This is a genomic window from Streptomyces sp. MB09-01 (genome assembly GCF_033794505.1).
Lineage (GTDB): Bacteria > Actinomycetota > Actinomycetes > Streptomycetales > Streptomycetaceae > Streptomyces.
Genome location: NZ_JARAYQ010000172.1, coordinates 1 through 18,640 on the forward strand (window position 1 = coordinate 1; position 18,640 = coordinate 18,640).

At 70.4% G+C, this 18,640-nt stretch carries 19 protein-coding genes and 3 pseudogenes; 11 read left to right on the plus strand and 11 right to left on the minus strand.

Annotated features, from left to right (window positions below; translation table 11 throughout):
• Positions 1-214, plus strand: a pseudogene (locus PV721_RS29385) (hypothetical protein); the annotation flags it as partial.
• A 357-nt stretch (positions 215-571) separates the two neighbouring features.
• Positions 572-2,044, plus strand: a complete 1,473-nt coding sequence (gene nhaA / locus PV721_RS29390) for a Na+/H+ antiporter NhaA (RefSeq protein WP_319729396.1) — start codon at positions 572-574, stop codon at positions 2,042-2,044.
• 120 nt (positions 2,045-2,164) lie between these two features.
• On the opposite strand, the gene PV721_RS29395 is transcribed toward nhaA, so the two are convergent.
• The 7 genes and pseudogenes from PV721_RS29395 to PV721_RS29425 form a co-directional block, all read right to left on the minus strand.
• Complete coding sequence (locus tag PV721_RS29395) at positions 2,165-3,157, minus strand: Acg family FMN-binding oxidoreductase (RefSeq protein ID WP_319729397.1); 993 nt, start codon at positions 3,155-3,157, stop codon at positions 2,165-2,167.
• 24 nt (positions 3,158-3,181) lie between these two features.
• Positions 3,182-3,598 carry a universal stress protein gene (locus tag PV721_RS29400; RefSeq protein WP_319729399.1) on the minus strand — a complete coding sequence of 139 codons (417 nt, stop codon included), beginning with the start codon at positions 3,596-3,598 and terminating at the stop codon, positions 3,182-3,184.
• Between the two features lie 110 nt (positions 3,599-3,708).
• Positions 3,709-4,140, minus strand: a pseudogene (locus PV721_RS29405) (universal stress protein); the annotation flags it as partial.
• Positions 4,141-4,170: 30 nt separating this feature from the next.
• Complete coding sequence (locus PV721_RS29410) at positions 4,171-4,767, minus strand: CBS domain-containing protein (protein ID WP_319729401.1); 597 nt, start codon at positions 4,765-4,767, stop codon at positions 4,171-4,173.
• Positions 4,768-4,780: 13 nt separating this feature from the next.
• Positions 4,781-5,383 (minus strand): CBS domain-containing protein, encoded by a 603-nt coding sequence (locus tag PV721_RS29415; RefSeq protein WP_319729403.1) that lies wholly within the window; start codon positions 5,381-5,383, stop codon positions 4,781-4,783.
• Positions 5,384-5,495: 112 nt separating this feature from the next.
• The gene (locus PV721_RS29420) at positions 5,496-6,365 is read right to left on the minus strand and encodes a universal stress protein (RefSeq protein ID WP_319729405.1); all 870 of its coding nucleotides are present in this window, start codon (positions 6,363-6,365) and stop codon (positions 5,496-5,498) included.
• Between the two features lie 34 nt (positions 6,366-6,399).
• A complete protein-coding gene (locus PV721_RS29425) occupies positions 6,400-7,068 on the minus strand; it encodes a CBS domain-containing protein (RefSeq protein WP_319729407.1) in 669 nt (222 codons plus the stop codon).
• 250 nt (positions 7,069-7,318) lie between these two features.
• Here PV721_RS29425 and PV721_RS29430 point away from each other — a divergent pair, with 250 nt between their 5' ends.
• The 5 genes from PV721_RS29430 to PV721_RS29450 all read left to right on the plus strand — a co-directional run bounded on the left by PV721_RS29430 (position 7,319) and on the right by PV721_RS29450 (position 13,756).
• Complete coding sequence (locus tag PV721_RS29430; protein WP_319729410.1) at positions 7,319-8,227, plus strand: universal stress protein; 909 nt, start codon at positions 7,319-7,321, stop codon at positions 8,225-8,227.
• On the plus strand, positions 8,224-9,087 hold the full coding sequence (locus PV721_RS29435; protein WP_319729412.1) for a universal stress protein: 864 nt from the start codon (positions 8,224-8,226) through the stop codon (positions 9,085-9,087). The genes PV721_RS29430 and PV721_RS29435 overlap by 4 nt, the downstream gene beginning before the upstream one ends.
• Before the next feature lie 7 nt (positions 9,088-9,094).
• Positions 9,095-11,671, plus strand: coding sequence for a cation-translocating P-type ATPase (locus tag PV721_RS29440; protein WP_319729415.1), 2,577 nt, complete (start codon positions 9,095-9,097; stop codon positions 11,669-11,671).
• Positions 11,672-11,673: 2 nt separating this feature from the next.
• The gene (locus tag PV721_RS29445) at positions 11,674-11,952 is read left to right on the plus strand and encodes a DUF1918 domain-containing protein (protein WP_416371206.1); all 279 of its coding nucleotides are present in this window, start codon (positions 11,674-11,676) and stop codon (positions 11,950-11,952) included.
• Positions 11,953-12,031: 79 nt separating this feature from the next.
• On the plus strand, positions 12,032-13,756 hold the full coding sequence (locus PV721_RS29450) for a GAF domain-containing protein (protein ID WP_319729417.1): 1,725 nt from the start codon (positions 12,032-12,034) through the stop codon (positions 13,754-13,756).
• A gap of 21 nt (positions 13,757-13,777) precedes the next feature.
• On the opposite strand, the gene PV721_RS29455 is transcribed toward PV721_RS29450, so the two are convergent.
• The 3 genes from PV721_RS29455 to PV721_RS29465 form a co-directional block, all read right to left on the minus strand.
• Entirely contained in the window at positions 13,778-14,476 is a 699-nt protein-coding gene (locus PV721_RS29455) for a response regulator transcription factor (protein ID WP_319729418.1), read from the minus strand.
• A gap of 87 nt (positions 14,477-14,563) precedes the next feature.
• Complete coding sequence (locus PV721_RS29460) at positions 14,564-15,205, minus strand: CBS domain-containing protein (RefSeq protein WP_319729420.1); 642 nt, start codon at positions 15,203-15,205, stop codon at positions 14,564-14,566.
• A 26-nt stretch (positions 15,206-15,231) separates the two neighbouring features.
• On the minus strand, positions 15,232-15,696 hold the full coding sequence (locus tag PV721_RS29465; protein WP_319729422.1) for a cyclic nucleotide-binding domain-containing protein: 465 nt from the start codon (positions 15,694-15,696) through the stop codon (positions 15,232-15,234).
• Between the two features lie 221 nt (positions 15,697-15,917).
• Between PV721_RS29465 and PV721_RS29470 the strand changes: the two genes are divergently transcribed.
• The 4 genes and pseudogenes from PV721_RS29470 (at position 15,918) to PV721_RS29485 (ending at position 17,704) form a co-directional block, all read left to right on the plus strand.
• Entirely contained in the window at positions 15,918-16,157 is a 240-nt protein-coding gene (locus PV721_RS29470; RefSeq protein ID WP_234314063.1) for an SHOCT domain-containing protein, read from the plus strand.
• A 58-nt stretch (positions 16,158-16,215) separates the two neighbouring features.
• On the plus strand, positions 16,216-16,683 hold the full coding sequence (locus PV721_RS29475; RefSeq protein ID WP_319729427.1) for a pyridoxamine 5'-phosphate oxidase family protein: 468 nt from the start codon (positions 16,216-16,218) through the stop codon (positions 16,681-16,683).
• Positions 16,684-16,770: 87 nt separating this feature from the next.
• A pseudogene (locus PV721_RS29480) lies at positions 16,771-17,049 on the plus strand (SulP family inorganic anion transporter); the annotation flags it as partial.
• A 157-nt stretch (positions 17,050-17,206) separates the two neighbouring features.
• Entirely contained in the window at positions 17,207-17,704 is a 498-nt protein-coding gene (locus PV721_RS29485; protein ID WP_319729429.1) for a GNAT family N-acetyltransferase, read from the plus strand.
• Positions 17,705-17,740: 36 nt separating this feature from the next.
• Here PV721_RS29485 and PV721_RS29490 read toward each other — a convergent pair.
• On the minus strand, positions 17,741-18,640 hold a 900-nt coding region (locus PV721_RS29490), incomplete at its 5' end, for an IS630 family transposase (RefSeq protein ID WP_319729430.1).

Genomic DNA, 18,640 nt, shown 5'->3' on the forward strand with positions numbered 1-18,640 from the left:
ACCTGCCCACATGACCCCGTGCTCCGCCGGGCTGCTCGGTGCAGAGCAGTTCAGCCCTGCCCGGCCTCGACACGGCGAGCGCGAGGCCCTGCTGCGGCGCGTGCGCGAGTACGAGCAGGCCGCCACCGAACAGGTCGACAAACTCCGAGCTCAGCCGGCCCACGCCGAATCGCTCCGTACGCGCCTGCACCACGCCTCACCTGCCGGGTCCTGACCCGCGATGACCCGCCACCCCGCTCGCTGTCTGGCCTCGCCCCTGCTGGTGAGGGGGCGCGATCCTCGCGATCGCGGGCGCTGTCTTCTACACGATGCCCGCCGAGCGGCCCGAGCTCTACGCGGCCGCCGCACTCGTGCTCGCAGCCATCGCTGCACGGTGTTGCGCCTTACGCCAGGACTGATAACAGCCTGACACCGCTGTGATCTTGCGGAGGCGCCGGGGCAGACAGCCTGCCCTCCGGTGGATACGGTGTAAAGAACGCGTCAAGAGCTGGCGCGCGGTGTGCCGGGAAGTCTGGTCGGCGTCCTGGGGGCAGTGTGCCCTCTCGTCGTCGACATACCGGAGGCCACTGCCATGTCCGGCACCCGCTCCCCTTTCCTCGGACTGCTGCCCTTGCCAGAACGGCAGGCGATCACCCGCGCCCTGCGCACCGAGACCGTCGGCGGCCTGGTCCTCCTCGGTGCGGCCGTCCTCGCGCTGATCTGGGCCAACAGCCCGTGGAGCGCGGCATACGCGTCCGTGCGAGACTTCCACTTCGGGATACCGGCCCTCGGCCTGGATCTGTCGGTGGGGCACTGGACGGCGGACGGGCTGCTGGCCGTGTTCTTCCTCGTGGCCGGGATCGAGCTGAAGCGCGAGCTGGTCGTCGGTGAGCTGCGTACCCCGGCCACAGCCGCGCTGCCGGTCATCGCCGCGTTGTGTGGGATGGCCGTACCTGCCGCCCTCTACCTGGCCACCACCACGGCGGGCGGCGGCAGCAGTGCGGGCTGGGCGGTCCCGATGGCCACGGACATCGCGTTCGCCCTGGCGGTCCTGGCGGTACTGTCCACACACCTGCCGGCCGCGCTGCGCGCCTTCCTCCTCACCCTCGCCGTCGTCGACGACCTGGGCGCGATCCTGATCATCGCGGTGTTCTTCACCTCCGAGCTGAACCTGTGGGCGCTCGCCGGAGCCGCCGGGGGCCTGGTGCTCTTCTACCTGCTGCAGCGGCTGCGGGTGCGCGGCTGGTGGTGGTACGTGCCCCTCGGGGTAGCGACCTGGGCACTGATGTACAACGGCGGCGTCCACGCCACCGTCGCCGGCGTCGCCATGGGCCTGATCCTGCGCACCGCCCGCGACGTAGGCGAGGACGTCTCGCCCGCTTCGCGGGTCTCGCACCTGGCCCACCCGCTCTCCGCCGGTATCGCGGTGCCGCTGTTCGCGCTGTTCGCTGCCGGGGTGAGCATCTCCGGCCCCGCCCTGGGCGCGGTGTTCACCAGCCACGAGCCCCTCGGTGTGGTGATCGGCCTGGTCGTCGGCAAGACGGTGGGCATCTTCGCCGGAACCTACCTGGCCGCCCGCTTCACCCGCGCCCAGCTCAACCCCGACCTCGCCTGGGCCGATGTCCTGGGCCTGTCCGTACTGGCCGGGATCGGCTTCACCGTCGCCCTCCTCATCGGGGAACTCGCCTTCCCCGGCGGCCAGACCGGCGAGCACGTCAAGGCCGCTGTGCTCGTCGCCTCGCTGATCGCCGCGGTCCTTGCAGCCGTCCTGCTGCGTCGGCGCAACACCGTCTACCGGAGGCTGTACGAGGCGGAGAACACTGACGCCGACAACGACGGCATCCCCGATGTCTACCAGCACGACACGGCTGCCGAGGGCACCACTGCCCGTTCTGGCCCAGTAGCCGACAGCTTGCTCACCCTGCTGCCCGCCGGACTGGCGATGGCCGTTAGCTCGCCTGCGCGCTCGGCTAACACTGGTGCGCGCCCGAGGTGGGACATCCTCGCCATCTACGCGGCAGCCCCCCATTCCCGGACTGGACGGACGTGGCGGTACCGTCGCTGATCTTGCCGCTGAGGCAGCGGTCCATGGGCTGCGAGCGTCCGTCCAAGCAGCTGCAGACCGCCGTACCCGACCACGCCGCCACCCTCGGGAAGGACTGAACCGCGGTAGGCGCCGTGGTGTCTACTCCCGGATTTCCAGGACCTCGGTCAACGGGCGGCGGGGCGTGTCGGGGCCTGCGGGGCCGTAGCCGAGGCGGAAGACCATTTGCACGTGTCCCATGGCCGCGACCGGGTCGCGAACCGTCCAGCGCAACTCCGGCCATTCCAGGGGATGGGACGTCATCGAGGTGGCGAGGCCGTCGGCAGTGGCCTGCAGAAGGACCCGCTCCATCGCCTGGCCTGCACGCAGCCAGTCGGCTCTCGTGTCCCCCGGGGTGCTCAGCAGAGCCAGTTGCGGCCGCTTCTCGAACACGGCCCAGCCGCGATCCGGTATCGGGTTGGCCCAGCCGAAGTCACGTACGGGCGTGCGGCCGCCAGAAGCCTTCGGTCCGAACGCGGCGGCGGGAATGCCGTCACTACGCGTGCCCGAAGCGTCCTGCGTGGGGGAGGCCCAGGCCGCGGTTTCCGCCCGGGCGAGTGGATCGATCTCCTCGCGGTGTTCTGCGTCCCGTACCAGCCCGAGCACGGTGTCGATGTGCCAGGTGTCCGGGACGGTGAGGCGGCAGCCTTCCAAGTGGGCGGCGGCCCACAGACCGTCGAGCAGTGCGGTCGGCACCGGCTCCTCGCTGAAGGGGTACCGGCTGGTGTGCCGACGCCGGACGGCGTCGTGCAGGGAGGCGAGCTCGCGGTCCGCGCCCGCAGTTTCGTCGATGGTCACGGTGGCGAACAGCCATGGTTCGTCGTCGTCGGGCAAGAGCTGGATGCGGACCGGGAGACCGATCCAGGCCGCGGACACGCGCAGGTTGAACAGCGCCGCGGCGCAACCGAGGTGGAGGCTGCGGTGGTTCGGGTCGGTTCGCGTCATCGCGCGTTCCGGATCGCCGTACAGGGCGAGAGCGCCGCTGCCGGAATGGAACACGAACTTCCATGGCTGGGCGTTGTGCATGGACGGGGCGGTGACGGCGTCGCCGACGAGCTGGATGACGGTGTCGGGGTCGAAGTGTGTTGCGGTCACGGGACTGGTCCTGTCTGTGCGGCCTCAGTCGTGCGCCACGACGGCGACCGGTGAGGTGGCGTGGTGCATCACCGCGTGGGTGATGGGGCCGATGCGGGCGCCGAGTGCCGGACGGCGGATACGCCGGCCGACCACGTCGAGTGCCGCGCCGGACGCGGCGTCCAGGATCTGGATGGCGGGCTGGCCGATGACGATGCGGGCATCGACGGCGAGCCGCGGGTACTTCTTCTCCCAGGGGCGCAGCAGCTCGCTGAGCGTGGTCTCGAGTCCGTCGGCCATCTCCTTCTCGACGCCGGGGTCGAGGACGGGAGCGTAGGAGAAGACCGGCGGGAGCGACCAGCCGTGTACGACGACGAGCGGGCAGGCCCGCCGGTCCGCTTCCTCGCAGGCGGAAGCGAGGAGCCGGTCGCAGTTGCTGCGCAGGTCCACTCCGAGCACCACCGGTCCGGCATCACCTGCGTGCCCGGGCGGACTGTCTTGGCCTCGACGGAGCGCACGAGGACGACGGGCGTGTCGGTCTCGGGGATGGTCGCCGAGCCGGTCGAGCCCACGATGAACCCGGCTATGGCGCCGAGACCGCGTGAGCCGAGCACGAGCAGGTCCGCATCGGCTGCGGACGAGGCGAGGACCTTGGAGGCCGCGAGTCCTTTGGTGCCGTGGGTGCTGATGTCGAGCGTGCCGTGTTCGCGCAGCAGCCGATCCCGTGTGCGCGAAAGGAGCTCCTCCGCCCACTGTTCACGCGGTTCGGGGAGCGGCACGGCGAAGGGACCGTACTGCGCCCAGTCTTCCGCGTGGACGAGTTCCAGCGCCGCGCCACGCAGTTCGGCCTCGTGGGCGGCCCAGTCGGCAGCGGCGGTGTCGGCGCCCGATCCGTCCAGACCTACCGTGATCCGGTTCGACATGGTGTTCCTCCCGGGGTCGTATGGTCGGCTTCTCTCAGCCTCGTCCGCTCGTCCTGCCCTGGGAAGGACCGAGCGGCCCATCCGGGGACCGACCGGCCCCTGCTTGCCCACTCAGCTCGGTTCGGCCTCGGCGCAGGTCAGTCTGTTGTCGACGTCGACGACCCCGTCGACGCTCTGGCAAAGACGCACCACCACGGGCAGCAGCCCGGGCTGCGGCATGGTGCCGCTGAGCGTCACCAGGCCGTCGTCGACTTCGACGGTGATGGCCGAAGGAGCCAGGTGGAGAGTCCGGGTGAGGACGTCCTCGAGGATCTCTTCCTGTATCGCGTGGTCGCGGCGGAGGAAGAGCTGGATCAGATCGCTACGACTGAGGACGCCGACCACGCGGCCTTCCTCATCGACGACCGGTAGCCGCTTGACCCGGTGGCGCTGCATGACCCGGGCCGCGCGGACCACGCTCCACTCGGGTCGGGCCGTGACGGCCGGGCTCGTCATCAGCTCCTCGGCTGTTGCCGCACCACCGGCGGGCCGTCGGCGGAGAAGGTCGGCTTCGGAGACGACGCCGACCGGGTGCCCGGTTTCGTCGACCACGGGCACGGCGGTGATGTCGAACTCCTTCAGGAGCCTGGCGATCTCCTTGAATGCGGTCGTGCGCCGGACGGTGACGGCGGTGGGCGTCATCAGGTCCGCGACGCTGCGGTGCCTCATGGCGGTGATGACCTCATGCGGAGACGGGGACGGTGAAATCCGTCTTGACGTCGACGACGCCCGGTACGGTGCCGGCGGCGCGTACGACGACGTCTTCCATGGCGGGGTCAGGCAGCGATCCGTTGAGGTAGACGATGCCGTTGGCGACGTGGACGTGTACTTCGGCGGAACCGTGCGGGATCAGCTGGTACATGATCAATTCGCGGATCTCGGCACCGATGTCTTCGTCCGGCCGCAGGAAGACCTTGAGCAGGTCGCCGCGGCTGACGACGCCGACGAGGCGGCCGTCGCCGTCGACCACGGGAAGGCGCTTGAGGTGCCCGCGGGCCATCAGACGCGCCGCGGCGGGGATGGTGGCGTCCTTCGTGACGGTCACTGCCGGGCGGGTCATCAGCTGCTCGGCGGTGGTGTCGTGGGCCGTGTCGGTTCCTTGGGGCTTGAGCAGCAGGTCGGCTTCGGAGACGACGCCGACCACCTGTCCGTCTTGTGCCAGGACGGGGAGCGCGCTGACGTTCCACATCCGCAGCGCTTCCACGATGTCCTTGAACGCGGTTCCTTGGTCGACGGAGATCACGGCGTGTGTCATGACGTCCTCGACGCTGCGCAGGTGCTTCATGGCCTTCCTCCTCGATGAAACGGCCGGTACTCGTGATGGTCTGAAGGGCGACCCGTCCGTGGGTAGTGCCGTCCGGGGGATTCGAGGCGGGTTCCCCCCCGGTACCGCTCCTTCAGCCGTGGGCGATGACGGCCACGGGGGCTGCTGCGTGGTGCAGGACCGCGTGGGCGACCGAGCCCAGGTGCCCGCCGAGGACGGAGCGGCGCACATGGCGTCCCACGACGACGAGTTGTGCGCCCTGCGCGGCCCGGACGAGATGATCGCCCGCGGATCCCATGAACACGCTGTGGCTGACGTTCACGTCGGGGAACTTGTGCCGCCAGGGCAGCAGCATGTCGTCCACCATGTGTGTGACGCTCCTGCCGATGTCTCGTTCGTTGTCCGGGTCGAAGAAGGGGACGTAGCTGTAGGCAGCCGGCATCTTCCAGCCGTGGACAGCCCGCAGCGGGCAGTCGCGCCGGTCCGCCTCTTCGAAAGCGAAGGTGAGGACGCGGTCGCACGCTTCGTGGATGTCGACCCCCACGACGACCTCGGCGCTGGAGTCCGTGCCCGGGCCGTCCCGGTCGTCAGCGACGCGAACGAGAACGACCGGCGTGTCGGTCGCGACCAGGGTGGACATGGCGACCGAGCCGACGATGAAGCCGACCAGGCCGCCCAGGCCGCGCGATCCCAGGACCAGCAGCCCGGCGTCGGCGGCCTCGGCCGCGAGGGCGGCGGCCGGCCGTGCTGTCAGGCAGCGGGTCGTGATCTCCAAGTTCGGGTGGCGCCCGTGCAGCTCCTGCGCGGCTTCGGTCAGGGCCTGGTCCGCCCAGCGGTCCACGTCCTGGCGGCCCAGTCCGGGGAACACCGGGTCCAGGGGCCAGTCAACGGCGTGCACGAGCCGCAGCGGCACCTGCCGCAGGACGGCCTCCCGTGCTGCCCAGCGCGCTGCCGCCCGGCTTTCCGGGGAGCCGTCGACTCCGACGGTCACGTGGTCTTCCATGGCTGCGATTCCCTTCGTGCGGGTCCGGCGTTCATCACCACGGCATTGCGTGCCGGGCATGGTCCGCGTGCGTGCTTGCCGTGTCGTCGGTGCGGGCGGTGACGCGTGATGCCACGGCGACGACCCCGTCGAGTTGTTCGACGAGGGTGAGGAGTGCGGGGAGCTGGCTCCGGCGCTCGACCTGGCCGTCCAGGGTGACGATGCCGTCCACCGCATGGACGTCGACGTCCCCGGTCGGCACACCGAGCACCTCCGTGAGGACCTCGTCGGTGACACGCCGGCGTATCTCGGAGTCCGGGCGCAGGAACATGCGGAGCAGGTCCCGGCGGGTGACGATGCCGACGAGCCGGTCCTCCACGTCCACGACGGGGAGGCGTTCGATACCCCGGCGGGTCATCAGCCGGGCGGCGTCAGCCACTGTCTCTTCGGCATGGACGGCGACCGCGGGCGCGGACATGACGTCGCCCGCGGACGGCGGCCCAGCCACCGTGCTGCTCTGCTCGGCGGGATGGGAGCCCGACACTGTGTGGGCCAGCAGGTCGGTCTGCGAGACGACGCCCACCACGCGGTCCTCGTCGTCCAGGACGGGGACTCCGGAGATGTCGTACTGGGCGAGGAGCTTCGCGACGTCCTTGAAGCCGGTGCCCGGGGCCACGGAGACGACCTCGTCAGTCATCAGGTCCGCCACCTTGAGGCGCTTCATGAGGCCCTCCTGTTCCGCTGTGTCACGCGAGGCTGATGTTCGATGTGGGTGTGCCCCCAACCATCCGCCGGTGACCGCTGGGGAGCGAGGGCCGAACGGTCCCGTCCAGGGGCCGTAGGGGTCCGGGGTGCCGGGCCGCGACGGGTGGGGACCTTTGGTCCCGCCTGGGGTCCCGGGCGGCCCTCTTCCCAGGGCGTCGACGGTGCCAGGGTGAGGGGTGTCCCTCATCGGCTCTCGGTTGGGAGAAATCGTGGAAAGCACATTCCGCACTCCGGACACCAGCTCGGTCATCGTCGGCGTGGACGGCTCGGAGTCGGCGCGCGCCGCCGCCCTGTGGGCGGCCAAGGAAGCTGTGCGCCGTGACCGTCCCCTGCACATCGTCTACGGCGCCGACACCGACGGCAGGGCCTTGTACCTGTCGGCGGAGACCATCGAACGGGTACGCGTCAACGGTCGGGCGCTCCTGGACGACACGGCGAAGGCTGTGTCGTCCGAGTACCCCGGGCTGACCGTGACCACCGAATTCAGCCGCGCGGGCGCCGTCGACAGCCTGCACCGGGCCGGCGGGCTCCACGGCACGGTCGTGGTGGGCAACCGCGGCCTGGGCGGGTTCAACTCCCTCATGCTCGGCTCGGTCGGACTGGACACCGCGGCCATCGCCATGACGCCCGTCATCGTCGTCCGAGGCATCGACGGGGCCGAGGAGACCGGCACGGTCCTCGCGGCGATCCGCGATGAGCACGACCTCCTGACCGCCCGGTACGCCGCCAAGGAGGCGGAGCTGCACAAGGCCTCGCTGCGGCTGCTGCACGTGTGGAACGTGCTCCAGTCCGTGGGTGAGGTGGTCAGCATGCTCGACGGCGTCGACGAGATCGCGAGCGGGCACGCGGAGGCCCTGCGGGCCGTCGCGGACGTGGTCCGCGGCGAGTTCCCCGACCTGGACGTGCAGGCCGATGCGGAGAAGAGCGTCTCCGTGGCCGGCGTCCTGGTCGAGGCATCCCGTCACGCAGACCTGCTCGTCATGGGCGGCCGCCGGGTACCGGGACCCCTCGGACTCGCCCGCAATCTGGGCAAGGCCACGCACAGCCTGCTGCACCACTCCCACTGCCCCGTCCTCCTCATCCCCCGGACCGGCAGCGACTTCGGGAGCCAGTCATGACCACCCGCCAGGCAGGATCCCGTGACATCGTCGTGGGCATCGACCCGGTCCGGGACTGGCACCTTGCCCTGGCCTGGGCTGCCGACGAGGCACAACGGCGTCGGCTCCCGCTGCGCCTGGTGCTCGCGGTACCGCCCCAGCACGACACCCATCACGTCGATGACACCCCCGGCCAGACGGCCCTGCGACAGGCCGGATCCGACCGACTCGGACAAGCGTGCAACTGGGTACGTGACCGCCATCCCGAGGTGAGCGTCACCGGTGATCTGCTCGGCGGTTTCCCGGCTCCCGTCCTGGGCCGTGCGGCGCGGGACGCCCGCATGATCGTCCTCGGATCCCGGCACCTGAGCCGCACCGCCGAGTTCTTCAGTGCCGGTTCGCTCGTGGTCCCCGTCACCGCCCAGGCCGATTGCCCGGTCGTCGTCGTGGGCGACGCCGAGCACATCAGCCAGCAGCCGCCCTACGTCGTCGCGGGTATCGACGGCAGCGCATCCGCCACTGCCGCGCTGGCCTTCGCCTTCGACGAGGCCGACCTTCGGGGGGCTGCGCTGCGGGTCGTCTGCGTGTGGCAGCCGCCGCTCATCATGCTGGACGACGAGGAGGTAGCGCTGCAGGCCCAGCGCACCTTGCTCTCCGAGGCCACCGCCGGCCTGTCCGAGAAGTACCCGGACGTCCATGTGACGCATGAGGTCCTTACCGGCCACCCGGTCGAAGAACTGGCCCGGGCCGCCGAGCACGCGCTGGCCGTCGTGGTGGGCCGCCGCGGACGCGGCGGATACACCGGCATGAGGATCGGATCCGTGGTCCACGGGCTGCTGCACCGTGCGCACTGCCCGGTGATCACCGTCCCCACCGGATGAGCCCGCCATGACCAGCCGCGCGATCGACACACCGTCCGTCAGCTCCTCGGCCCCGGCGGGGCTGACGCAGGCCGAGGCCGAACGCCGACTGGCCCGCTACGGGCGCAACGAGGTGGAACCGCCGCGACCCACACCCCTCCACCGTCGGGTGCTGGCCCAGCTGCGTGATCCGCTGATCATGGTGCTGCTCGGTGCCGCACTGCTGACCATCGCGATCGGTGACCACCCGGACGCCGTCGTCATCGGGCTGGTGGTCGTCTTCAACACGACCGTGGGAGTCACCCAGGAGGTCCGGGCGGACCGGGCGGTCGCCGCTCTCTCCGCTCTCTCGGCCCCGCACGCACGGGTACGGCGCGACGGTGCCGCCCACGAGGTGCCGGCAGCGCTGGTGGTGCCCGGTGACAGCCTGCTGCTGGGCGAGGGGGACATCGTCGCCGCGGATGCCGATCTCACCGAGGCGTCGGCTCTCCTGATGGACGAGTCCATGCTCACCGGCGAATCGGAACCCGTCGCCAAAACTGCCGGTGACACGGTCAGCGCTGGCACCGTCGTGGTGCGCGGTCGGGGTACCGCCACCGCCACGGCCACAGGAACCGCCAGTGCCCTCGGCCGAATCGCAGCGCTCCTCGACGGGGAACACGGGCCGACCCCGCTCCAGCGCCGCCTCGCCTCCCTCGGCCGCGTTCTGGCCGCCGTCACCCTCGCTCTGTGCGTGCTCGTCTTCGCCCTGGGTCTCGTACGCGGCCTCGGTGTGAGCACGATGGCGGTCACCGCCATCAGCCTGGCCGTCGCCGCGGTGCCCGAGTCCCTGCCTGCCGTGGTCACCCTCGCCCTCGCCCTCGGCGCCCGCCGCATGGCGGCCCGGGGCGCCCTGGTTCGACGCCTGCCGGCGGTCGAGACGCTGGGCTCGGTGAGTGTGCTGGCCACGGACAAGACCGGCACTCTCACCGAAGGCCGCATGGTCGTCCAGCACGTGTGGACGCCGTCCGGAGCCGCGGACGTGTCCGGCAGCGGATACGAACCCCACGGAGCCCTGACCCGTTCCGGACGCTCCCTGACGCCCGAGCAGCTCCGCCCGCTGCAGGAGCTCCTCACCACGGCAGCCCTGTGCAACGACGCGAGCCTGAAACCGCCCCAGAGCGGTTCCGACGTATGGACGGCCGTGGGCGATCCCATGGAGGCCGCACTGCTGGCAGCCGCTGCCAAGGCCGGCTGCCCCGACCCTGCCGAGCTGCACCGGGACTGCCCCCGGACCGGAGAAGCCCCCTTCGACAGCCTGCGCAAACGGATGACCACCCTCCACCACCTGCCGGACGGCAACGTTCTGGTCTGCCTCAAAGGGGCGCCCGAGGCCGTCCTGGTTCCCGCGGTGCTCGCCGAGTCGGCCGAAGTCCTGGACCAGGCCCGCCAGCAGGCCGCCGAGCTGGCCTCGCACGGGTTCAGGGTCCTCGCGGTGGCGGGCACCGAACGGCTCCAGTGGCATCCGCCTGCGACCGAGACGGAACAGGGACTGAGCCTTCTCGGCCTGATCGCCATCAGCGATCCGCCGAAAGCGGCGGCCGCCGCCACCTTGGCAGCCTGCCGCGCCGCGGGCATCACACCGGTCATGATCACCGGCGACCACCCCGCGACCGCCCACGCCATCGCCGTACGCATCGGACTCGTCGAGGAGGGCTCAGCCGATACGGTCGTCACCGGACCCGAGCTGGCCGCAGCACCGGACACCGACCTGACCACGGTCCGCGTCTTCGCCCGGACCGATCCACAGCAGAAGCTGGACATCGTCCACGCCTGGCGTGCCCGCGGTGCCGTGACCGCGATGACCGGGGACGGCGTCAATGACGGCCCCGCCCTCCGCCAGGCGGACATCGGCGTCGCCATGGGCGCCCGCGGCACGGAGGTGGCCCGCCAGGCCGCCGACCTCGTCCTCACGGACGACGAGCTCTCCACCGTGGTCACGGCCGTCGAGGAAGGCCGCCGCGTCTACGACAACATCCGGCGCTTCCTCGTCTACGCCATGGCCGGCGGAGCCGCCGAGATCCTCGTGATGCTGGCAGGTCCCCTGTTCGGCCTGGCCCTGCCGCTGCGGGCGGGGCAGATCCTGTGGATCAACCTCCTCACCCACGGCCTGACCGGCGTGGCCATGGGCGCCGAGCCGGCCGCACCTGAGGCGATGCGGCGCCCGCCCCGGCCGCCGGGACAGCACATCCTGGCCGCAGGCGTGTGGCAACGCCTCCTCATCCTGGCCGTGGCCGTGACGGCGTTCAGCCTGATCGCCGGCATTGGCGCGCGCGCCATGGACCTGCCCTGGCAGAGCGTGCTCTTCCTGTCACTGCTCGGCGCCCAGCTGGGCGTGGCCCTGGGTCTGCGGGCCCGGCTGCTCACTACCCAGAACCTCTCCCTCCCCGCCTCCGTGGCGGCCTCCGCCCTCCTGGCGATGGCTGCCCTGCACGTTCCCGCTCTGCAGTCGCTGCTGGACACCCAGCCGGTCGGCTGGGCCGGCGCAGGGCTGGCCACCGCGGCAGCCCTCGCGGCATTCGTCACCGCCCGGCTCCTGCGCAGCGCATTCCACAGAAAGGCATGACCATGAACGCATCTTCACCTGCGGACGGGCACGGGATCCACGCCGAGTTGGGCGACCAGATCGTCGTCGGCGGCCCCACCATCGGAAAGCCCGGCCGTGACGGCGAAGTCATCGCCCTGCACCATGAGGACGGCACCCCGCCGTACGACGTGCGCTGGTCCGACACCGGTCGTACCAGCCTGTTCTTCCCCGGCCCGGACGCCCACGTCCGGCACCTGCACGACGAAACCGGCACGCCACGGCACGAGGAGAGGCCGAACGGCGCACCGGCCTCCCACTGAGTGGGAAGGCCGGTCCATCCGGCCGGGGATACCGTGAACGTGATGGCCATCTCGCCATCGCTTCCGGCCGGAGGTGGGCATGAGCACAGGGGAACAGCCCACCCGGAGCGGTGTTCCTCGACTGCGGCTCGACGAACTGCTGGATGAGCTGCAGGTGCGGATCGACGAGGTCAGGGGCACACGGGACCGGCTGAACGGTCTGCTCGAGGCCGTCATGTCCGTGGGCCGGGAACTCGACCTGCCGCAGGTGCTGCGGGGCATCGTCGAGGCCGCCGTGGTGCTCGTGGACGCCGAATACGGGGCCCTCGGAGTCATCGGGAACGACAAGAAACTGGCCGAGTTCCTTCCCGTCGGCATCAGCGACGACCTCCGCGCGCAGATCGGAGACCTGCCCTCCGGCCACGGCATCCTCGGCGAGCTGATCCGCCATCCCGAACCGCTGCGGCTGTCGGAGCTGTCCGAGCACCCTGCCTCGTACGGGTTCCCGGACCACCACCCGCCGATGCACTCCTTCCTGGGTGTGCCGATCCGGGTCCGCGAGGACGTCTTCGGCAACCTCTACCTGACCGAGAAGCGCGGTGGTGCCGAGTTCGACGCCGAGGACGAGGCGGTCCTGTCCACCCTCGCCGTCGCGGCCGGCATCGCCATCGAGAACGCCAGGCTCTTCGAGGAGGTCCGGCTGCGCGAGCGCTGGCTGGAGGCCAGCTCCGACATCACCAGCGCCCTGCTCTCGGGAGCGGCCGAGGGCGAGGTCCTTGAGGGCATGCTGGAGCGGGCCAAGGACATCACCGGCGCCGACATGGGCGTCTTCTACCTGCTCGGCTCCGCCGGTGAACTGCGAGGCTCCCTCGCGCTCGGGGAGGGAGCCGAGGCGCACCGCGGGATCGTTCTGCCCAGCATCCGGGGCACTCTCGCCGAGGCCGCGCTGGCCCGCAACGGCCTCATCACGGTTCCCGACGTGGCGGCCGACGAGCGCGTCACTGTGCAACCCGAGCGGTGGACGGGCTTCGGCCCGGCCGTGGCCGTCTCCGTTGGCACCAAGGAAAAGCTCAGCGGCGTCCTGATGCTCGCCCGGCGGCACGGTCGCCCCGCCTTCGCCACCACGGAGGTCGCCTCGCTTCCGGGGTTCGCGGGCCAGGCCGCCCTCGCGTTGGAGCTTGCCGACCGGCGCCGCGACACCGAGCAGATGAGCCTGCTGGAGGACCACGACCGCATCGCCCGCGACCTGCACGATCTGGCCATCCAGCGCCTCTTCGCCACCGGCATGACGCTCCAGAGCGCCCAGCGCTTCGTCGACCACCCCCAGGCGTCCGAACGCCTCGCGCGTGCCGTGGACGACCTCGACGCCACCATCAAGATCATCCGATCGACCATCTTCGGACTCCGCGACCACGAAGTCCCCGGTCAGGTGTCCAAACTGCGCTCCCGCCTGGTCCAGGCCATGGACGAGGCCGCTGCAGCCCTCGGCTTCGCGCCGGCCCTCAGGATGGAGGGGCTGATCGACACCGACGTACCGTCGGCCATCGCGGACGAGGCTCTCGCCGTAGTGGGGGAGGCACTCACCAACGTCGCCCGCCATGCCGAGGCCACGCAGGCAGAGGTCTCTATCTCTGCGGCTGCCGGAACCCTGACCATCACCGTGGCCGACAACGGCGTCGGCCTGCCCGAGGGCGGTCGGCGCAGCGGACTGCGGAACCTGGCAGAGCGTGCCGAAAGGCTGGGCGGCCGGATGGACGTCGCAGCGCGGGGCGACGGAGAGAGAGGCACCCGCCTGGAGTGGCAGGTACCCCTGGTCGCACCCTAGCGGTGACCGTCGCCGGCGTTCCTAATGCTTCGCCGGCCCGGCGTCGTGCTCGTGCACCTGGGCGGCGATCACGGCCGCCTGGACCCGCCGCTCCACGCCGAGCTTTCCCAGCAGCCGTGAGATGTGGTTCTTGACGGTCTTTTCGGACAGGTAGAGCCGCTTCGCGATCTGCCGGTTGGTGAGGCCCTCGCCAATGAGCTCCAGCACTGCCCGCTCGCGTTCTGACAGAGCCGCCAGCCGGGCGTCCTCCGGTTCCTTGGCGGCCTCGGGGTCCCGCAGGGAGTGCATCAGACGGGCGGTGGTGGCCGGGTCCAGCATGGACTGGCCTGTCGCCACCGTCCGCACGGCGGAGACCAGGTCGGAACCCTTGATCTGCTTCAGTACGTACCCGGCGGCACCCGCCATGATCGCGTCCAGCAGCGCGTCCTCGTCATCGAAGGACGTCAGCATCAGACAGGCCAGGCCCGGCATGCGAGAGCGCAACTCGCGGCAGACGGTGATGCCGTCGCTGTCGGGCAGCCGTACGTCGAGCACGGCCACGTCCGGGCGCAGCGCCGGCCCGCGGGCCAGTGCCTGCTCGGCCGTGCCCGCCTCGCCCACGACGGTGATGTCCGGCTCGGCGTCCAGGAGGTCACGCAGCCCGCGCCGGACCACCTCGTGGTCGTCCAGGAGGAACACCTTGATCGACGCCTCGGCGGATGCCTTCGGATCATCGGACATGATCGCCCCTGGTTCGGTCCCCATGACGCTTTCCATCCGCATTGTCTCAGGAAGGTGCGCAACGCACCCCGTGGCCGTGCGAAGGCACTAGGCAGCAACGGCGCCGCCGTTCAGCTCCATCCGGACGTCCACGACACCCTCGACCGCGCGGACCGCCCGTGCGAGCAGGGGGACCAGGGCCCGGTCCCGCAGCGGGCCGCGCAGAGTGACGACGCCGTCTTGTACGACGAAGTCCACGGTCACGCCGGGTGTTAGCTCGGTGAGCACGCTCTGACGGATCTCCTCCTCGAGCTCCTCATCGGGCCGCAGGAACACCTTCAGGAGGTCGCTGCGGCTGACCACACCCTCCAGCATGCCGAGCGCGTTCACCACGGGCAGGCGCTTGACGTGTTTTCGCGCCATGATCCGGGCGGCTTCGGCAACGGGCGCGTCGGGATGCACGGTGATCGCCGGGCTCGACATGAGCTCCTCGGCCAGCACCCCGGCGGCCTTCGACGCCTCCTCCAGCTGACCGGGCAGAGAGGGATCCGTCCGCCGGAACTCTTCCTTCGGTAGCAGGTCCGCCTCGGAGACGACACCGACGACCCGTCCCTCGCCTTCCAGGACGGGAACCGCGCTGACCTTCCACTGGTGCATCAGCTCGACGATCTCCTTGTAGGACGCCTCGCGGCCGATGGCGACAGCCGTGTGCGTCATGACATCACTGACGGTGTAGCGGGATGCGGGCATGACCGGCTCCTTCGCCGTGCGGACGATCAGAGGAAGCTGCCGCTGCCGTAGGGCGCGTACAGGTCGAGAAGGCGCACGCGGGCGGCCTGCAGCCGGTTGGCGAGGACCTGCCCGACCCAGCGGCCCAGGGCAGAGCCGAAAGCGGCGTCGGCGTCCATCAGCGTCCTTACGCGCTCCGCGTCGAACTCGTACGCGCGGACGGGCGTCATCGCTTCGGCGCCCAGACGCCAGGAGTACGGCTTGAAGAGCCACGAGCAGCCGACCAGCTGGCCGGCACCGAGGCTATCGATGACCGCGGGGCGCCGCCCGGGTACGTGGACATCCAGGGTCACGGTGCCGGACCGGACGATCCAGAACCGGTCGGCGTGGCCGCCTTCCCGGAAAAGACGGGTCCCCTCGTCGAAGTTGACCTCGTGGGCCAGTTCCATCAGACGGGAACGGCAGTCGGCGGGGAGCGCCTCGGAGATACGGGTGGGTGACTGGGTACTCATGGATGGCCTCCTGTTCGAGTCCGTCTTCAGTCTTGGCGTTCCCCGTGTCCCGGGCATGGGCCCTGTGGTCCCGTCTGTGGGCCGACCGGCCCATGCCCGGGGTTGTTGCAGCCGGAGATCCTGGCAGCAGATGGCCGGCACGCGGCCATCGACCCCGTCCACCCGGTAGGTGCGCGATGTACTGGAATGGCCATGGCATGGGGGCCTGGGGATGGTTCGCCATGTCCCTCACCACGCTGATCGTCTGGACCCTGATCGTCGCGGCGGCCGTCCTTGTGGTCCGCGCCCTGAGGCGAGACGGTGCGGACGGGCGCACAGCACCCGCGCCGTACCCAGCCTCCGACAAGGGGGCCGAGAGGCTTCTCGCGGAACGATTCGCCAGAGGCGAGATCGACGACGAGGAATACAGCCGGCGGCTCGCGGTGCTGCGAAGCCATGCCCCTGGGCCCACGCCCCTTTGAGAAGCCGACAGCGGGCAAGGGCACCGGCGTCCCGCCCGCTTGACCAAGGATGCACACAATGAAGAGCGACCCGGCCTTTACCACCAGCTCGCCTACTGTCAGCGTGCCGGGACGACAGATGGAAGAGCTCAGCGCGGACGAGGCGCTGCAGTTGCTGGGCACCGTCGAACTGGGCCGGATCGTGTTCACCCGTCACGCGCTGCCCGCCGTGCGTCCGGTCAACCACCTTCTCGACGCCGGCGACATCATTGTCCAGGTCCAGGACGGCTCGACGCTGGCAGCCTTGCTCGCGGCACAGGGGGATGCGGGCGTGGTCGTCGCGTACGAAGCCGACGTCATCGATCAAGGGGAACGCCTGGGGTGGAGCGTGGTCGCCACCGGCTACGCCACCGCCATCACCGCCCCCGACGAGGTCGAACGCTACGCGCATCTCCTGCAGCCTTGGGTCGAGGGCACCGCATCGGGCGCGATCCGGATCAGGCCCGACATCGTCACCGGCTTCCGTCTGCGAAAGAGCAGCACGTAGCGGTCGGCCCACTCGCGCGCTTCACCTCCTTGCAGCCCTCCGCCCGGCACGATGTGACCACAGCCCGCGTGGAGTCCCGGAGGTGCCATGCCGAAGCACGGACGGCGCACTGCGATCCCGCCCGCCTTCCGTGGCTACCGGACGAGCTTGCTACGGGGCGACGTCCTGGCCGGAATCACGGTCGCCGCCTACCTGGTGCCGCAGGTCATGGCTTACGCGGGTGTGGCTGGCCTGCCGCCGGTCGTCGGCCTATGGGCCGTCCTGCCGGCCATGCTCCTCTACGCCCTGAGCGGCACCTCGCGCCTGCTGTCCGTCGGACCGGAGTCGACCACCGCCCTCATGACCGCCGTGGCCGTGGGGCCGCTAGTGCCGTGACCGGATAGGTTCACCGAGGTCTCGTGGTCTGCGGGTGCGTGAGTCACCGTTGCTCCCCGGTTTCGGTTGGTCGCAGGGCTGAACGACCTCGTTTGCATGGTGGTAATCAACTTGCTGCCGACCCCGGCGGGCGGGCAGGGTCTGGATCATGCTTGAACTACGCACTTTGGAATCAGACGACTGGCCCCTTTGGCGGGAGTTGCGACTGGCCGCGCTTGCTGAGGCGCCCTACGCGTTCGGATCGACACTGGCCCAGTGGCAGGGCTCCGGTGACCGAGAGGAACGCTGGCGTGCCCGTCTGTCGATTCCTGGCGCGTACGATCTCGTCGCGCTTCTCGACGGCCTTCCGGTGGGCATGGCCAGCGGAGTGCCGGGCGAGGGAACAGAGAACGTGGAGTTGATCTCGATGTGGGTCAACCCCACGGCTCGGGGCGAGGGCGTGGGTGACTGCCTGATCCGGGCGGTCGAGCGGTGGGCGGTGGAGCGCGGTGCCACGACGCTGCGGTTGTCCGTCGTGCCGGACAACCGCAAGGCAACCGCGCTTTATGAGCGGCACGGTTTCACGGACACGGGTGAGCCCGGCGATCTTCTGCCCGATGGCGTTGGCAGGGAGCGGGTCATGGCGAAGAGCCTGGTCGCTGTCTGATCTCCACATCCGGGCACGGCGGGATCACTTACTTGGTCAGGCTGCGGCGGCGAGGGGGCGTCCGCCCCAGCGAATGCCCTTCTCGCTGCGGATGCGGGCGCGTTCGCGGCGCTGTGCGGCCAGGACGTCGGGGTGGCGGGGGTTCTGGTTGCGCCAGCGCAGATAGCGGTGCAACTGGCGGGTCTGGACGGTGTGGTTGGGGTGGTGGGAGTTGGCGAGGGTGAATTGCCGCAGCGGCCCGAAGTGTGCCTCGATCGGGTTGGCCCAGGACGCGTTCGTCGGGGTGAAGCACAGCTCGACCTTGTTCCTCGCCGCCCAGCGGCGCATACGCGCGTTCTTGTGGGCGGAGAGATTGTCCAGGATCACATAGACCGGGGCGCCGTCCGGGCGGGCTGCACGGATGCTCTTGAGCGCGGCCCAGGTCGGGCCGATGCCCTTTCGGCGTCTGTTGACGCCCCACAGGGTGTCGTCGCCGACCGAGTAGCAGCCATGGAAGTAGCGGGTGCCGTGAGTGCGGTGATAGGTCGCCGGCAACCGGTCCGGCCTGCCCTGCTCGGCCCAGCAGGCCCCGGCGGTCGGGCGGATGCCCAGCGGCCCGAACTCGTCGAAGGCGAAGGCCCGGTCCGGGCGCTCGTGGAGCACGTACTCGATGCGGTCCAGCTTGGCGTCGAAGTCCGGGTCAGTGGACTCCTTCCAGGTCTTGGTGCGCTGGAAGGTGATCCCGCGGCGGGCGAGTAGGCAGCGCAGGGCCTCGCGGCCGATCCGTATCGGGCGGGTGAGGTCGCGGCGCAGGTGATCGGCGAGTTTCCGAATCGACCAGCGGGTGAAGGGCTTGCAGAGCTTGGCCGGGCGGGTGGTGGCCGTCTGGATGACGAAGTCCTCGTCGTCATCGCTGAGCAGGCGGGGACGGCCTCCCGCCCACCGAGGGGCCAGACA

Excerpts from the sequence above, each read along its gene's own strand:
- nhaA (WP_319729396.1), top strand. The coding sequence starts at position 572 with ATGTCCGGCACCCGCTCCCCTTTCCTCGGACTGCTGCCCTTGCCAGAA.
- PV721_RS29410 (WP_319729401.1), bottom strand. The coding sequence starts at position 4,767 with ATGAGGCACCGCAGCGTCGCGGACCTGATGACGCCCACCGCCGTCACC.
- PV721_RS29415 (WP_319729403.1), bottom strand. The coding sequence starts at position 5,383 with ATGAAGCACCTGCGCAGCGTCGAGGACGTCATGACACACGCCGTGATC.
- PV721_RS29420 (WP_319729405.1), bottom strand. The coding sequence starts at position 6,365 with ATGGAAGACCACGTGACCGTCGGAGTCGACGGCTCCCCGGAAAGCCGG.
- PV721_RS29425 (WP_319729407.1), bottom strand. The coding sequence starts at position 7,068 with ATGAAGCGCCTCAAGGTGGCGGACCTGATGACTGACGAGGTCGTCTCC.
- PV721_RS29435 (WP_319729412.1), top strand. The coding sequence starts at position 8,224 with ATGACCACCCGCCAGGCAGGATCCCGTGACATCGTCGTGGGCATCGAC.
- PV721_RS29440 (WP_319729415.1), top strand. The coding sequence starts at position 9,095 with ATGACCAGCCGCGCGATCGACACACCGTCCGTCAGCTCCTCGGCCCCG.
- PV721_RS29445 (WP_416371206.1), top strand. The coding sequence starts at position 11,674 with ATGAACGCATCTTCACCTGCGGACGGGCACGGGATCCACGCCGAGTTG.
- PV721_RS29450 (WP_319729417.1), top strand. The coding sequence starts at position 12,032 with ATGAGCACAGGGGAACAGCCCACCCGGAGCGGTGTTCCTCGACTGCGG.
- PV721_RS29455 (WP_319729418.1), bottom strand. The coding sequence starts at position 14,476 with ATGTCCGATGATCCGAAGGCATCCGCCGAGGCGTCGATCAAGGTGTTC.
- PV721_RS29460 (WP_319729420.1), bottom strand. The coding sequence starts at position 15,205 with ATGCCCGCATCCCGCTACACCGTCAGTGATGTCATGACGCACACGGCT.
- PV721_RS29465 (WP_319729422.1), bottom strand. The coding sequence starts at position 15,696 with ATGAGTACCCAGTCACCCACCCGTATCTCCGAGGCGCTCCCCGCCGAC.
- PV721_RS29470 (WP_234314063.1), top strand. The coding sequence starts at position 15,918 with ATGTCCCTCACCACGCTGATCGTCTGGACCCTGATCGTCGCGGCGGCC.
- PV721_RS29475 (WP_319729427.1), top strand. The coding sequence starts at position 16,216 with ATGAAGAGCGACCCGGCCTTTACCACCAGCTCGCCTACTGTCAGCGTG.
- PV721_RS29485 (WP_319729429.1), top strand. The coding sequence starts at position 17,207 with ATGCTTGAACTACGCACTTTGGAATCAGACGACTGGCCCCTTTGGCGG.